The organism is Streptomyces lasalocidi, from assembly GCF_005280215.1.
Lineage (GTDB): Bacteria > Actinomycetota > Actinomycetes > Streptomycetales > Streptomycetaceae > Streptomyces > Streptomyces longwoodensis.
On sequence record NZ_SZNQ01000001.1, the window covers coordinates 6,297,928 to 6,311,749 of the forward strand.

A 13,822-nucleotide genomic window follows, 5' to 3' on the forward strand; every position below is an offset into this window, starting at 1 on the left:
CCTGCATTTGGGTGACCGGTAGGGTTTTTTGTGCCGTCACAAACTGTTTCTCATGGCGGGTGACTGTTTCCGGGGCTTTTCTGCTCGCGCACGCGGATCCTGATCTGTCCCCGCAGGTCCGTGCCTGGGCCTGCTGCTGAGGAAGCCGCAGCCAAGGCGGTCGGCCGGTCAGGGGCCGCCCGCCCATTCGGGTGACAGGCATGCAAATCCGCGTGGTCCCGCTTGCCGTCAGCGGAAGGGGTTCTCCGTCCCGCGGTCCGCCTCGGTGGCTGCGTTGAGGAGTTCGAGCAGGTCAGTGCCTTCGGCGTCGCGCTGGTCGATCCACCATCCGGCTCGGGTGATGGAGCGGGCCTTCTCCTCCAGCTCCGCCCAGTCAGCCTCGTCCCAACTGCCCTCTATGACCAGGGCGGTGTGCGCGGCCGTCATCAGCTGATGGCGGGAGCGCTCACCCCAGTCCAGGGCCTTCTCCGGGCCCTCCAGCGGCGGCATCTCGAACTGCGTCGCCCAGGCAGCGGCTGCCTCCCGCTCCTCGGCGCGCTTCGCCGCGAGCCACTCCTCCTTGGACTCGGAGTCAGCGTCGCGCGCCGCCTTCCAGCAGTCGGTGCAGTCCTTCGACGCGAGCCAACGGGCGAAGCCTGCCCGCTTGTCGGCGGGGCGGTTGGACAGGTCATGATCTACCCGGTGGGAGCAGGAGTGTTCCACGGTCCAGTGCGTAGGCACCCCCGGGGAATTCCGTTTGATGGGCGTTACGTTCGAGGTCGGGCTGCTGGTCTGGGGCTTCAAATCAAGCGCCTGTCGTTGACGGTTGGGTGGTCTCGGGGACGCTTCCGCCTTCTGCGTCGTCTCAGCGGGTCCTGCGGATGGCGTCTGTGGCCGCCGTGGCGATGGCGGCGGGAGCGCTGGAGGGCTGGGGCAGGTGCAGCAAGGTGGTCCCCGGCAAGTGGTGGGATTCCGCGGTGAGGGTGAGCTGTAGTACGGCGCAGCCGGCGGTCGTGAGCTGCTTGATGCGGGTGACGGCTTGACCGGTTTCGGCGCTGCCGTAGTGGGCGTCGGTGACGATCACGAGGAGGCGGCCGGCGCCGGGGCGGCTGAGTTCGAGGCCGTGGTCGAGTGCGTCGATGGCGTTGGCGAGGTTGTGGTGGCCGCCGGTGGCATCGAACGTCGTCACGCGCTCTGGTGCTCGGTGGGTGGGTCGGGTCAGTGCGGTCAGGTGCCTGTCGTAGGCGATGGTGGCGGTACGGGAGTCGGGGTTGGTCAGGGCTGCTGCGCGTGCCACGATCCAGGCGGCGGACGCGACGGGCTTGCAGGCGGCGCGCATGGAGCCGGAGACGTCGACGGCGATCCCCACACGCAGTGGTGGGGTGGGGGAGTTCCGGCGGCGGGTGTGGGTGAACGGTTCTGCGGTGGGCACCGACCCGGCCGCGCGTTGAGCGTCGCGGGCGAGGGCCGCGCGCATGTTGAGGCGGCCGGGTGGGGTGGGGCTGGTGGTCCGCTCCTCGGTCCGCTCGCGGTAGGCGGCGGCCCGCAGGGCGCGGCTCAGGCGGGCGGCGGCCTTCTGCTCGGCGGCGGTGGGCCTGCGGGTGCCGGTGACCGGGTTGCTACGGGGCGCCGGTGTGCCGTCGGGGTTGACGGTGCCACGGGCGGCGTTGAAGACCGACTTGGCGGTGGCGGCGGCTTTGCGTCGCTGAGCGGCTCGCTGGGCGCGGTCCTGAGCCTGCGCCTTGGACCGTGACGCCATGGCGTTGGCCGCTGCGTCCTGTGCCGCGAGGTCGGCCGCGTCGGTGGCTGCCGTGCTGTCCAAGACGACCGCCACCGCGCTGGACAGCAGATCGGAGAGGCCCGCCGGCACGGGCAGGGCGGGGGCCGCGGCGTCCAGAGCTTCGCACCATTCTTGACCGCGCGCGAGCATGGTCGTGGCGTCGTGGTCGGCGCACTGGTGAGCTGCGGTCCAGATGCGGGTGAGGGTGGTCAGCAGGTTGGCGCCCAGCACCTTTTCGCACAGATCGGCGACGGCCCGGGTCTCGCCGGCGTCCAGGATGCCGACGTCACGGCGGCCGAGGATCAGGGCTGCCACGGCGGCGGCCTGCTCGATGCCCTGGAGGGTGAGGTGGGCGATGTCGGGCATGACCAGGGTTCGGGCACTGGTGCGCAGGTACGTGCGGTCCGTGGGCCGCGTGATCAGGTGTGCGCCTTCGACGCGGCTCTCCTCCAGTAGGAGCGCGGCCTCGACGGCGCGGGGGTCCGCTCCGGCAGGCTGTGTCCAGACGGAGTGGGCCGCGTGTGCGGCCTCGTGGACGAACACGCCCCAGGCGGCGGGATACCGCTCCTCGTCGCCCACGATCCGCGGATGGATCTCGTGGGGCTGGAGGGGGGCGAACAGGCGGGCGTCGAACTCGACCTCTCCCAGCGTGGGGAAGTACGCGGCCGGTGCGCCGCTGCGTGTGCCGGGGCGGCAGGTGACGAGGAGGTCCTGGCGGCCGGAGAGGGCGACCAGCCGGTCGCCGAGTTCGGCTCCCACGCGCAGCCACGCGGCTGGGGAGGAGCGGGGTTGCGCGGGCGGTGCGCCGTCGTCGTCCCAGCGTGCGAGGTCGGCGTCGTCGTCCGGCGTGGTGGCGGGGGACTGGACGTGGTGGTGGGCGCTCATCGCTGGCGGCCCCGGTGTGCGGAGCCGGTGCTGCCCGGGGGCTGCCGGGCGGGTGAGGCGGGGAGCTGCTTGCCGAGGGTGAGGGGCGCGATCTTCTTGACGCCGACAGTCTTGATGATGGCGGCGGCGACGGTGTCGCGATCCTCCTCAGGGGCGATGCCGACGAGGTTCGCGAGCGCGGCTTTGGTGCCGAGGACGGCCTCGGTCTTCTGGTAGCTGAGCAGTTCCCGCAGTTGGGGGGCCCAGCCCAGTTCGCCGAGTTCGACCTGGTGGGCGAGGTGTCGGGCGACCCGGACCACCCGGGCATCGATCCTCAAGGCCAGGGCGAGGTCGTAGTCCGTGCCGATCTGGATCTGCACGCTGAACCGGCTCGCGAGCGCTTCCGTCAACACCGCGCCGTGGACGCCGGGATTGTGGCCCGCCACCACGTAGAAGCCCGGCTCGGCTTTGATGGTCTCGCCCTTGTGGGCCTTGACCTGGATCTGCCTGCGCCCGTCCATCGCGGGATACAGCGCCGCCAGGACCTTCGGTGAGATCAAGGTGGCATCGTCGATCAGCAGGGCGCGGCCCTCGGTCATCGCGGTGACCAGCGGACCGTACTGGAAAACGTAGGCTCCCGCGTCGTCCTGTGTGTACTCGCCGATCAAGTCGCCGACCGTGGTGTCGCCGTCACCGGCGACGGTGAGCAGGTCCGGGAACGCCGCCTCGACCAGACTCGTCTTGCCGGTGCCCGGAGGGCCGTAGAGCAGCACCGGCACGTCGGCGTCGCGCAAGCGATTCAACGCCTCGACGTCGGGCAGATCGGCCAGCTCCCGGGGGTGGTAGAGCTGGCCCCCCGCGCGGCGGATTGGGCCGGTCTGCCTGGGCGCGGCTGCTGCGGTGTAGGCCGTACGGGCCGTGGCCGCCTGGACGCGGGGAGAGTGGGTGCCCGGTGGGCTGATCACAGCCCTCTGTGCGGCTGCGGCGGTTTTCGCGTTCGCGCGGAACTGCGGTTGTCCGGTCCCGCTTTGGTCGGCCTCGCCGCGTCGCACCAGGGTGAGGGCGGCGTTGCGGACGGCGCCGTGGGAGTGGCCCAGCTGCCTGGCCATGTCCCCGATGGTGAGCTTGTCCGCCGGCCGGTCGGCCAGCAGTCGGGCCACCTTGGCCCGTAGTTCGCCGCCCTTGGTGCGCGCTGGTCTGGTAGGCCCGGGTGTGGTCAAAACGAGACCCCTTCAACAGGTGCGGGTGCGGGTGTGGGCGGGGTGGGCGTTGCGCTGGAGAGGCTGGCTGCTCTCGGAGCGGATCACGGACTGTGCCGAGATCGGCGACCGGTCCAACCGGGGCGTACCGTCGGCGCTCACCGGCCGGCCGAGGGCTCGGTCCAGGTGCACGGGATGGCCGGGCACGAGCAGCTCGCTGGCTGCCGAGCAGGCCCGTGCGTCCGCGCCGTATCGGGTTCCGTGGCTCGGCAGGCACAGCCTGGCGTCTCTTCGAAGCCGTCTTGGAGCAGGATCCGCCGGGCGGCGGCGTTGTAGCCGGTGGTGGTGATCTCGCCGGTGATGGTGTGCCGGATCGGCATGAACGGCTCTGCTGGTGCTTCGGGCAAAGCGGATCTCCTATCGGTGGCGGGCGGTCATGCTGGCGCGGGGCGGCGGCGTGGGCGGGGTGGTGTCCACGGCCGGGCGCGGGCGGGTGCGCAGCACGGGGGTGCGGTGCGGGGGCAGGACGGCGACGGTCGCCCCGAGGTCTTCGGCAGCTTCTTCGACTTCGCGGGTGAGGAACTCGATCTGCCGGCCCAGCGCTGAGAGGCGGGCGGCGATCTGCCGGCCTTGCAGGGTTTCCAGGGCGCTGGCGAACTGAGCACTCGTCTCCAGGAGTTCCTGCAGGCGGACCATCGGGCCGGCGGCGTAGCCGCGCTGGACGGCTCCCAGGAGAGCGCTCGATGCGTCACCGGCACTGTGGCCTTCGACGACGTCGCGGATGAGGTCCTGCAGGGACAGTTCCGGGGCCGGTGCCGGGCGGTTGAACCGGGAGATGTCCGAGCGCAGCACGCCGGGCGGGACCGGAGCGGGCAGGGCCTTGCCCGCCTCGTACTCGTGGGCGAAGTGCCCGATCACCTGCCAGCCCGGTACGCCCGGGTCGCCGCGCAGCGCGACCACGGTGGAGTCGTCGTCCTCGACGAGGTAAGCGAGGGTGATCGGCTGTCCGTCGGCGGCGTACCACGACTCGGTCAGCTCCAGCGCGCCGCGTGTCTGCGCGGCTCGGGCCCTGTCGGTCCACTGCTGCTGTTCCTCGTCGGTCAGCGGAGCCTTGTGGTGCTGGCCGTCGCGCTGGTCGGCGAGGTTGCTGGCGATCGGGCTGTGGTCCGCCCAGGCGGTGAGGTGCGGCCACAGGGCCGCGTGCTGGGCGCGTTCGGCGGGGGAACCGGGCGCGGCGGGCCGGTCGAGGGCCCTGCGGATTTCGGCGGCGGAAGAGGCCAGGCCGTCCAGGACGGCCCGCCACCCGGTCAGGTGCCGGGCGGGCGGCAACGCGTCGAGCGCGAGCCGGGCGGCATCGAGGAGAGCCTCGGCGTGGGGGGCGAGGTGGGTGTACGCCTCCAACGCCGCCTGGTCACGGTGGGCTTGTGCGGCTGCGGCGGCGTCTGCGTGGACGGTGCGGCCGTGGCGGTCGCGTGTCCTGTCGAGGGCGGCATCGGTCTCGCAGTCGATGACTGCCATCCGCAGCCGGAAGTCGCGTGCATTGCTGGCCAGTGCAGATGCTGTCGGCAAGGGGCTGTCGGGGGCCGGACTGTTCGTGTGGGTCATCGGGACCGCCCGCCGGCTGCGGCCGTCAGGTGGACGGTGGGAGCGTAGGTGGGCTTCGGCGGGATCGGCCGGGCCGACGGAGGGGAGGTGGTGGGTGGCGTGAAGCGCTGCGTCGTTCGGCCGGCGGCGGCCTGGGCGAGCCGGCTGCGGCGCTCCTGCAGTTCGTTGGACCGGACAGGGCGCCGAGGGCCGGTGGAGAGGGTCGGATCGAGGCGGATGTCGGCCTGCACGATGTAGCTTCGACGGCGCAGGTCGTGGACGGCCTGGCGGGTGCGTCGGGGACCATCGCGCTCGGGCTCGCTGAGGCGGTACAGGCCCGGTTCATCGGGGACGGGCTCGAATTGCTCGCGCTCCAGGAACCAGTGGGCGAGGTGCTGGGGCATGGAGGAGGTGAAGGAGGCGACGAAGCCGTGTTCCTTGTGGTCTCCGAAGGAGAAGTGGGTGCCGGGCTGCAAAGGGGCGGGAGTTTCCAGACGTTGTCGGGGTGGAACGGTCAGCGGCTGCGGTACGCGGGCCGGGCGGCGGCCAGGGGGCGGGCTGGCGCGGTGACTCCCGGCTGTGCGACAGGATGATCTGCGCCTCAGACGCGGACCAGGTCCTCGCCACCGCGCAGGACGGCACGCAGGCTGCGTCCGTACGCCCAGGCGTGCTCCCGGGCCGCTGCCTCCAGTTGCTCGTACCCGACCTGGGCCGTCATCTGCCCGGGGTGCTTGCGATACCGGTACACAGGGACCGGCAGCAGGATTCCGGGCGCGAGCGCGGTGACGCCGAGGGCCGCGCAGTAGTCTTCACCCTGAACGAGACCGCCCATCGGCGCGGCACGCACGAGGTCGGTGCGGGCGAGGATCGTGGTCGGCCCCATGGGGATCGTGTCCGTCGGCGACTTCCAATAGGTCCATACGTCGCCGGCCTCGTGCCGGCCGGGGGGAGTGGGGCAGCGCCACAGGGTGGTCGAACCGTCGGGGAACTGGTCCTCGCTCCAGCCCGCGCACCAGCCGACCCCGGTGGATTCCAGGGCGTTCAGCCGTACGGACATCGCGTCGTCGGTGAACTCGTCGTCATCGTCTGCCCAGTTGACGTAGGGGGTGCGGACCTGAGTGAGAGCGAGGTTGCGGGCGCAGGCGGCGCCCACCGGCCGGGGCAAATCCAATGTGCGGATGCGGGGATCCTGCGCGAGCGGCGCCGGCAGGCGTTCGGGTGAGGCGCCGTCGAGCGCGATCACGGCCTCCCACGGCACGGACTGCCGGGTGAGGCTTGCGTGCATGGCGGTTAGATAGTCGAGGCGGTCGTCGCGCAGGCGGGTGGCGATGACGACCGTAATCAGGGGAGAGGGCAGGGAAGTCTCCGGCAATGAGAGGCGGTGCGGGTCAGCGGCGGGCAGCCGTGCGGGGCCCGGTCGACGCAGCTCCGGCAGCGGGCCGCGGCGGGCGCGTGGCGCGCGAGGTGGTGGGCCTCCGGCGTGTGGTGATGGCGGGCCAGTTCGCCGGGTGGTCGCTGAAGGGGGTACTTGGGTCGGTGTCCCGGGCGACGTGGGGGCCTGCGCCGGTGTGAGCCATGCTGATCACTTCGATGCCCTGCGGATGCAGGATGTAGCCCCACGGCATGCCCAGTTCGCCGGCGGTCTCGTCGGTGACCGTCATGTGGTCATCGGGGTGCTCGCGAGTGGCGATCCAGCCCTCCGGGTCTCGGGGCTGTCGCTCGGAGGGCGGATCGTGCGGCGGACTGATGACCAGGTAGCTGTCGTCGGGGAGCGAGACGCGCACGTAGGCGCTGAGGCCGAATTCGATGTCGCAGGGCAGTCCGCGTGCCCGAAGCGGCGTGGTGATGTGTGCGTGGCGTCGCCACAGCTCATGCCACCACGGCGAGTGCACGTCGCGGTGGTCGGGAAGCGGCGCGAGCGGTACCGGGCGGGGTCCCGGGGCGGTCGTCTCGTCAGCGGCCATCGCTCCTCCTGCGGCTGGCGCCGCATGCGGCCCGGAGGTAGGGGTGCGGGTCGTCGGGGCGCGGGGGAGAGGTCAAAGGGTGTGATCCTTCCTGTCGGCAGGCAGAGAGGCGACGGTTGTGGCCGTCGGGGTGATCCGGAGTGCAGTGGGTCAGGGCGCGCACGGACACGGCAGACGGAGAGCTAACGGCGAGGCGCGGGGCCGGTGGAGGGGGGAGCGGGCGGCAGGCTCGCGGTAGCTCCACGCGATGCGTTGGCCGACGCTGTGGGGGCGGGGGCGGGGGCCGGGTCGTAGGCGGCGCGCAGCCTGTTCAGACCGGCTTCGTCGGCGAGAGCGAGGACGGACAGGGCCCGGCTGGCCGCTGTCATCAGCAGGTGCGAAGGCGATCCCTTGGCCCCGTCGCGGTTCTCCTGCTTCCACCGGGCGGCGGCGACGAGGTAGTCGCTCAGGGCGCGCAGTGCGGGTTCGGTGGCGTCCAGGACGTGGTCGGTGACCGCGTCGATCTCCGCCGGGGTCCGGGCTGCGGCGAGGGCGTCCAGGTACGGGGTGAGGTCCGGCGCTGGCCAGGGCTGGTCGGGTAGGGGGTGCGCGGCGCGGAAGGGCTGTGCGTCGCGTCGTGCCCACCGCTTCAGGTCGCCGCGGGTGGCGAGGTTGTACCGGGCGGCATGGATCTGGTCGGCGTCGCGGCCGACGTTGTCGTAGAGCTCGAAGTCTGGGTCGCGGGGGATGATGCAGGAGTCCTTCGGGCTGGTGCGGGCTGCAGGTCGTTGTGGGCGGACTGCGCCGGGGCGGATGTCAGTTGCACGATCAGTTCACGGCTTTGGCGCGGTCAGCGGTGGAGACCGCCAGGCCGGGACGGCGGAGGCTCCGGCGGTCCCTCCCGGCGGGTCAGAGGCGCAAGGAAGCGCTGGACGCCGAGGTGGTCGTCGAGTTCCTTGGCTGCGTCGCGAAGGGACTCCGAGGCACGCCGCAGAAAAGCGCGCGCTGAGGCGTGGCCGATGACCATGCGATTCATGAGGTAGTGCCGGTCGGTGGGGTTGGCAGTCCGGGGCAGGGCCAGGGCGTTCTCCGCGGTCTCGGTGAAGTGCGGGGCTGCGTGGCTGGAGATGGTCGCCGCCGAGGCGAGGTGCTTCAGGACGGTCCGGCCGGTCCGGGTGGTGCGGTGGGGGCTCTGGGCGAAGGCGTCGGCCAGCCGGAGGACCTCGCGGGAGAGGTCCTGCGCGTCGGTGGCGTGCTGGAGCAGCGCGGTGTAGGACGGCGCGGCCGGAACGTGCCCGTTCTCGTCGAGTAGCTCCCACCGCTGGGCGGCGTCGTGCAGTTTGTCCTTCACGGCGTGGAGTGCGTGGATGAGGTGCAGGGCGTCGTCGCGCGGGATCAGGTCGCGCGTGAAGTCGGGGTTCATGGTCCTATTGGTCAGTGCATGCGGGCGTCGGTGTCGAAGAGCGCCAGTTCGTGGCTGTGCAGGAGGTGCTGCACGATGAAGGACCGGGCGGCCACCTTCCACAGGCCGCGCCCCCGGTTCAGGTGCGCGATGGCGTCCATCTCGACGGAGGTCAGGCCGAGCAGGGAGGCCGCGGCGTGGAGCTGGTCGGTCTCCTGGCGGTAGATGATCCGGGTGGAGCAGTCCGCCAGGAGGCCCTCGGCCAGGGCGCGGCCCTGTGATCCGGCGTCGCCGGCGGTGAGCAGGTCGGACAGCCGGTGGATCACCATGAGGTTGGCGATGCCGAGGCCGCGGGAGAGCTTCCACTGGGCCTGCATGCGCTGGAGGAGGCCGACGTGCCGCATCAGGCGCCATGCCTCGTCGTACACGATCCAGCGCCGGCCGCCGTTCGGGTCGGAGAGCGCGGATTCCATCCAGGCGCTCGCGCAGGTCATCGCGAGGACGAGGGCGGTGTCGTCTCCGCTGCCGCCGAGGCGGGACAGGTCGATAGTGAGCATCGGCGCGTTGGGGTCGAAGGCGACGGTGGAGGGGGCGTCGAACATGCCGGCCAGGTCGCCGTGGACCAGGCGCCGCATAGCGTGGGCCAGGTCGCGGGCTGCGTCACCGAGTTGCCCCGACATCATCCCGGCGGCCTCGTCGAGCGCGTGAGGGTTGTTGAGGGTGGCGGCGATGTCGCCGAGGAGCGGGGTGCGGTGTGTGTCGGCGGCGCGGGTGACGGCGGCGTCGAGGGCGACGTCCAGGGCGGTGTGCTCCATGGGCATCAGGTCCCGGCCCAGTACAGTCCGGGCCAGGGAGCCGAGCAGGAGCAGGCGCCGCTTGCGGATCTCGCCGACCCAGTCGGCCTCGGCCACGCTGTCCGGGCGCGGGGCTGCGTCCAGGGGGTTCAGGCGTCCGGGCAGTCCGGGCCCGAGGGCGACGGACCGGCCGCCGAGGGCTTCGGCCACCGGAGTCCACTCGCCCTTCGGGTCGCACGGGACGTAGACGCGGTATCCGAAGGCGACCGAGCGCAGCGCGAAGGATTTGGCCAGCGCGCTCTTGCCCTGGCCGATCACGCCGGCGAGGAGCAGGTTGGGGTTGGTGAAGCCCTCGACCTTGCCGTACAGGGCGAACGGGTCGAAGACGAAGGATGCTTCGGCGTGGACGTCGCGGCCGATGTAGATGCCTTCGGCGCCGAGTCCGCCTTCGGCGAGGAAGGGATAGGCGCCGGCCGCGACGGCGGTGGTCATGCGGTGGGCGGGAAGTTTCAGCCGGTTCCCGCGGGCGGAGGCGGGCCCTGGGCGCCCGCCCGGTGGGTAGAGCGGGGCGGGCATCTCCTGCTCAGCGCGTGTGCTTTCGCTCTGGTGGGCGCTGGCTTCCGCGCGGGCCTTGGCGGCGGCCTCGGCGAGCTGGCGGCGGGCAGCCTTGCGGCTGGCGCGGTCAGTGCCGTGGGGGGTGAACAGCGGGCTGGCGGACGCGCGGCGGGCGGGGCGGTGGCTCATCGGGGGCCCTCGATTCTGCGGGTGGTGCTCATCGCACGCAGGCCGTGGTGTGCGGGCGGAGGTCGGTGGGGGTGGTCTTGCGGCGGACGACGTGTCCGGCGGCGAGGTGGCGTTGGCAGATCGTCAGCACGGGCGGGCTCTCGGGAAGCCGCTCCGGATGACAGGCGCTCGTCCTGGCAGTGGCCTCGGTCATGCCGGGCAGCAGGTGGAAGGCGGCGTGGACTTCGGTGGTGGCTTGCCAGAGCCTGGTGTGGGCGGTGGCCAGGTGACGTCCGGCGGCTGGGTGCGGGGGCCGGGCGCGGTCGGCGAGCCGGTCCAGAAGCTGGAGCAGAGCGGCGAGGTGGGCGTGCAGGACGTCGAGGTGCGCACGGTCCACGGGCCTGGGCGGGTCAGCGTCCGACGGCGCCAGGGCTCGCGCGTGGTGGCGGATGCCGGCGCTCGCGGCGCGGAGGTAGGGGTGCGCGTCGTCGGGACGCGTGGAGGAGGTCAAAGGTGGTGGTCCTTCCTGCCGGTCGGCAGGGTGGTGAGGGGGGCCGTCGCTGGTGAGCCAGGGGCAGTGGCCCAGGGTGCGCCCGGGCGCTGGTGGTTCACAGGGCGGTGCGGGCGAGCGGGAGCGCGGAGAGGGCGAAGGCGTCCGGCTGCTGGTAGTTGAGCCTGCGGAGATCGACTCCGGAGGTGACGGCGTGCGTCTCGATCTGAGCGCAGGCGGCGTCCAGGAGGGCGTCGGTCTCGGCGGTGACAGTGACCAGGCCGGTCAGGGCCACGTCGGCGTGCCCGGCGATGAGCTGGCGCTCGCGGATCTTGACGTCGGCGTACTCGACGGAGTCTTCTTCGGAGTCGACCTGGCCGCGGCGGGCGCGCTCGTTGGCGTCGGCGATGATTGCCGCCTTTTTGCGCTGGACGTCCCGCAGTGCCGACTCGAGCCCTTGCGGCACGTAGATAAGGGACAGTGTGCGGCGCACGCCGGCCGTGAACATGATCCCGTGCAGGAACCCGGCCCCCATCTCGGTCCTTGGCCAGTTCTCCACCCAGTACGTTGCGTGCCGCGCGCTGTCGGTGGCGAGGCGGTCGTACTCCTCGAACTGCACGACGGGACCGGCTGCTGCAGGGTCGGCCGCGGCACGGCCGGTCTCGGACCACTGCTGGAGCGCGGCGAGCGCCTTGGGGTCGTAGGCGGTGCGGATGACGGCGGCGATCTCCCGCGCGCTCAGCCATCCGGTGACCATCAGGCCGGCGTTGCGGGCGGCCTGGGCGATGGACGCGGTGGTCTGCTGCATGACGGTGAACGCCCCGGGCAGCCCTCCGCCGGCCTGGTTGATTAGGCGCCGGGCGGCCTTGAGGTCGAGGGAGATGGCGAGGTAGGTCTCGTGCGGTGCGGCGGCCGGTCCGGCCGAGGCGACCAGTTCGGAGTAGACCTGTCCGGCGACGGGGGCCTGGGGCTGCCCGTTCTGGGTCCAATGGCGGGTGAGCGTGTCACCGCTGTCGGGCACGGTGCGCTCCAGCACCTGCACAGTGGCGACGTGCCCGGTGCGGGCGATACCCGCCAGCGCGCGCCCCCAGCTGCTCACGTTGTGGTTCTGGGTGGCCGGGTCGAGAAGAGCGAAAGCCCGGGAGGTGACGCGGGCGATGGCGGTCAGGGTCTGCTGGTGCGGGTCGTGGACGGCCGCAGCTCCGTTGGCGGAATCGCCGGGGGTGACGACCTTGAGGGAAGCGGCGGTGCCGGGAAGGTGCAGGACGCCGTCCTGCCGGGGCCGGGTAACTGGCCGGGCGAGCCAGAGTATCTGGCCGGTACGGCGGCGGTGCGCGTACCGGGTGACGATGGGCGCCCAGTCGATCAGGGAGCGGCCGTGCCGGCGGATCGCGACCAGTGCACCGGATGCCGCCCACAGCGGCGCCAGGGCAACGGCGCCGAGCAGTCCGGTGGAGATCACCGTCATCAGCAGCAGGGCCAGCGTGCAGGAGACGAGGACGAGCTGGGGCAGGGAGAGGCCGAGGAGAATGCCGCGGCGGCTCCGGTGCGGGAACTTCACCGTGACCGGAGCGACAGAAAGATCAGTCATGGGGGCGGTCCTGGAGGCGCGGGTGGAGTCCGGGGGCGGGAGGTGGCGTGCACGTCCCGCCCCCGGGCGTCGGACAGGGATCAGAGACCGGTCGGAGGCGGCGGAGCAGACCCGCTCGACGCGGCATCCTGCGAGCCGGAGGACGGGGGCGCGCCCTGCGGAGGAGGTGTCGTCGTCGGCGGAGTGGCCTGCCACCCGCCGCCCTGGCCCGACGCGGCATTCGCGCCGGATCCGCCAGAACCTGGGGCGCCTCCCACCTGGCCGCTGGTGTCGTCGGACACGCTGGTCGGCGCGGGCTGGACGGCCTTCTCCAGGCCGGACTTGACGGCATCGCCGCCGGGCGAGCCTCCCGTACCACCGCCCTGCGAACCGTCCTTGCCTTCGCCGCCGCCAGTCGGGTTGGTGGCGACGTCGCCGGGGAATCCGCCGCCGTCGGGGCCTTGCGGTGCGGCACTCCCCATGGCGGCAGCGCCACCTGCTCCGGCTGCGGCGCCTCCGGTTCCGGCGGTGGCCGCGGCTGCGGCGGCCTTGCGGGCGGCCTTCCCGGCGTGGGCCTTGGCGATCTGGGCCCCGGCGCCACCGGCACGGTGGATGGACTCGCCGTCGGTGCCGTCGGCTGCCCAGTGCACGAATTTGAAGACGGCGTACGGGCACAGCAGCACCAGGACCATGATCACGATGCCGGACATGACGTCGGCGAGCGCGGCGATACCGTCATTGGCTTCGGTCTTGCCCATGGCGGCGATACCGAGGACGAAGATGACGGTCATCAGGAGCTTGGAGACGACGAGGGTGGCGGTGGCTTCGATCCAGCCCTTGCGCCAACGTCGGGCGACTTCCCAGCCGCCGCCGGCGGAGGCGAAGACGGCCAACGTGACCATGACGAGGATGCCGACCTTGCGGACCATCATTACGCACCAGTACAGGACGGCGCCGATGGCGGCACCCAGACCGGCGACGACCGCCACGAGCCAGCCGAGGCCGGCCAGACCGGGGATCTGGTTGACCTTCACGATGCGCCGTACGGCGGAGGCGATATCCAGCTTCGCGGCGCGGAACAGTCCGTCGGAGAGCGCATCGACCACTTCGATGGCGACTGTGGTCAGGGCGATGGCGCAGAAGGCGAACAGGACACCGCTCATGGTGCCGGTGAATGCTTGTGTCAGTGCTTGTCCGTCGCGGCGTATGGCGGCCCGGACGAGTTGCGCGCAGAAAGTGGCGACCAGCAGAACCAGGCCCAGCGGCAGCAACATCTCGTAGTTGTCGCGGAACCATCCGGCGTTGAGGTCCACCCTCGTGGTGGTGTTGACCGCCTCGGCGGCCAGATCAGCTGAAGCCGCTGCCAGTTCACCGGCCGACTTCGCCATCCAGTCACCGATGGCCTTGCCGGGGTCCGAGGCGAAATCGACGGCGTCGCCGACGGCACACAGCTTGCCGGCCAGGGGGATGTCACAGAAACCCACGGGGACTTAC

At 71.9% G+C, this 13,822-nt stretch carries 13 protein-coding genes; all 13 read right to left on the reverse strand.

Features of this window, described 5'->3' with window-relative positions; genetic code table 11:
- Window positions 1-228 precede the first annotated feature (228 nt).
- The 13 genes from E4U91_RS28410 to E4U91_RS28475 all read right to left on the reverse strand — a co-directional run bounded on the left by E4U91_RS28410 (window position 229) and on the right by E4U91_RS28475 (window position 13,812).
- A complete protein-coding gene (locus E4U91_RS28410; protein WP_137309457.1) occupies window positions 229-702 on the reverse strand; it encodes a hypothetical protein in 474 nt (157 codons plus the stop codon).
- A gap of 142 nt (window positions 703-844) precedes the next feature.
- Window positions 845-2,644 carry a vWA domain-containing protein gene (locus tag E4U91_RS28415; protein WP_137309458.1) on the reverse strand — a complete coding sequence of 600 codons (1,800 nt, stop codon included), beginning with the start codon at window positions 2,642-2,644 and terminating at the stop codon, window positions 845-847.
- Window positions 2,641-3,783 carry an AAA family ATPase gene (locus E4U91_RS28420; RefSeq protein ID WP_168218174.1) on the reverse strand — a complete coding sequence of 381 codons (1,143 nt, stop codon included), beginning with the start codon at window positions 3,781-3,783 and terminating at the stop codon, window positions 2,641-2,643. Before E4U91_RS28420 ends, E4U91_RS28415 begins: the two co-directional genes overlap by 4 nt.
- Before the next feature lie 197 nt (window positions 3,784-3,980).
- The gene (locus tag E4U91_RS39145; RefSeq protein WP_137311038.1) at window positions 3,981-4,202 is read right to left on the reverse strand and encodes a hypothetical protein; all 222 of its coding nucleotides are present in this window, start codon (window positions 4,200-4,202) and stop codon (window positions 3,981-3,983) included.
- A gap of 37 nt (window positions 4,203-4,239) precedes the next feature.
- A complete protein-coding gene (locus E4U91_RS28430; protein ID WP_137309460.1) occupies window positions 4,240-5,427 on the reverse strand; it encodes a hypothetical protein in 1,188 nt (395 codons plus the stop codon).
- Entirely contained in the window at window positions 5,424-5,882 is a 459-nt protein-coding gene (locus E4U91_RS28435) for a hypothetical protein (protein WP_137309461.1), read from the reverse strand. The genes E4U91_RS28430 and E4U91_RS28435 overlap by 4 nt, the downstream gene beginning before the upstream one ends.
- A 125-nt stretch (window positions 5,883-6,007) precedes the next feature.
- Complete coding sequence (locus E4U91_RS28440) at window positions 6,008-6,751, reverse strand: glycosyltransferase family 2 protein (protein WP_137311039.1); 744 nt, start codon at window positions 6,749-6,751, stop codon at window positions 6,008-6,010.
- 43 nt (window positions 6,752-6,794) lie between these two features.
- Window positions 6,795-7,370 carry a hypothetical protein gene (locus E4U91_RS39150; protein WP_241678713.1) on the reverse strand — a complete coding sequence of 192 codons (576 nt, stop codon included), beginning with the start codon at window positions 7,368-7,370 and terminating at the stop codon, window positions 6,795-6,797.
- Window positions 7,371-8,199: 829 nt separating this feature from the next.
- Window positions 8,200-8,772: a hypothetical protein gene (locus E4U91_RS28455; protein ID WP_174867872.1), complete on the reverse strand. Its 573-nt coding sequence runs from the start codon at window positions 8,770-8,772 to the stop codon at window positions 8,200-8,202.
- 11 nt (window positions 8,773-8,783) lie between these two features.
- Window positions 8,784-10,289, reverse strand: coding sequence for a VirB4 family type IV secretion system protein (locus E4U91_RS28460; RefSeq protein ID WP_137309462.1), 1,506 nt, complete (start codon window positions 10,287-10,289; stop codon window positions 8,784-8,786).
- A gap of 28 nt (window positions 10,290-10,317) precedes the next feature.
- Complete coding sequence (locus tag E4U91_RS28465) at window positions 10,318-10,779, reverse strand: DUF6238 family protein (RefSeq protein WP_137309463.1); 462 nt, start codon at window positions 10,777-10,779, stop codon at window positions 10,318-10,320.
- 97 nt (window positions 10,780-10,876) lie between these two features.
- Complete coding sequence (locus tag E4U91_RS28470; protein WP_137309464.1) at window positions 10,877-12,349, reverse strand: SCO6880 family protein; 1,473 nt, start codon at window positions 12,347-12,349, stop codon at window positions 10,877-10,879.
- A gap of 80 nt (window positions 12,350-12,429) precedes the next feature.
- Complete coding sequence (locus E4U91_RS28475; protein WP_137309465.1) at window positions 12,430-13,812, reverse strand: SCO6881 family protein; 1,383 nt, start codon at window positions 13,810-13,812, stop codon at window positions 12,430-12,432.
- Window positions 13,813-13,822 lie beyond the last annotated feature (10 nt).

Bases quoted from the DNA above. Each gene is read 5' to 3' on its own strand.
- E4U91_RS39150 (WP_241678713.1), bottom strand. From the start codon at position 7,370: ATGGCCGCTGACGAGACGACCGCCCCGGGACCCCGCCCGGTACCGCTC.
- E4U91_RS39145 (WP_137311038.1), bottom strand. From the start codon at position 4,202: ATGCCGATCCGGCACACCATCACCGGCGAGATCACCACCACCGGCTAC.
- E4U91_RS28415 (WP_137309458.1), bottom strand. From the start codon at position 2,644: ATGAGCGCCCACCACCACGTCCAGTCCCCCGCCACCACGCCGGACGAC.
- E4U91_RS28430 (WP_137309460.1), bottom strand. From the start codon at position 5,427: ATGACCCACACGAACAGTCCGGCCCCCGACAGCCCCTTGCCGACAGCA.
- E4U91_RS28460 (WP_137309462.1), bottom strand. From the start codon at position 10,289: ATGAGCCACCGCCCCGCCCGCCGCGCGTCCGCCAGCCCGCTGTTCACC.
- E4U91_RS28455 (WP_174867872.1), bottom strand. From the start codon at position 8,772: ATGAACCCCGACTTCACGCGCGACCTGATCCCGCGCGACGACGCCCTG.
- E4U91_RS28470 (WP_137309464.1), bottom strand. From the start codon at position 12,349: ATGACTGATCTTTCTGTCGCTCCGGTCACGGTGAAGTTCCCGCACCGG.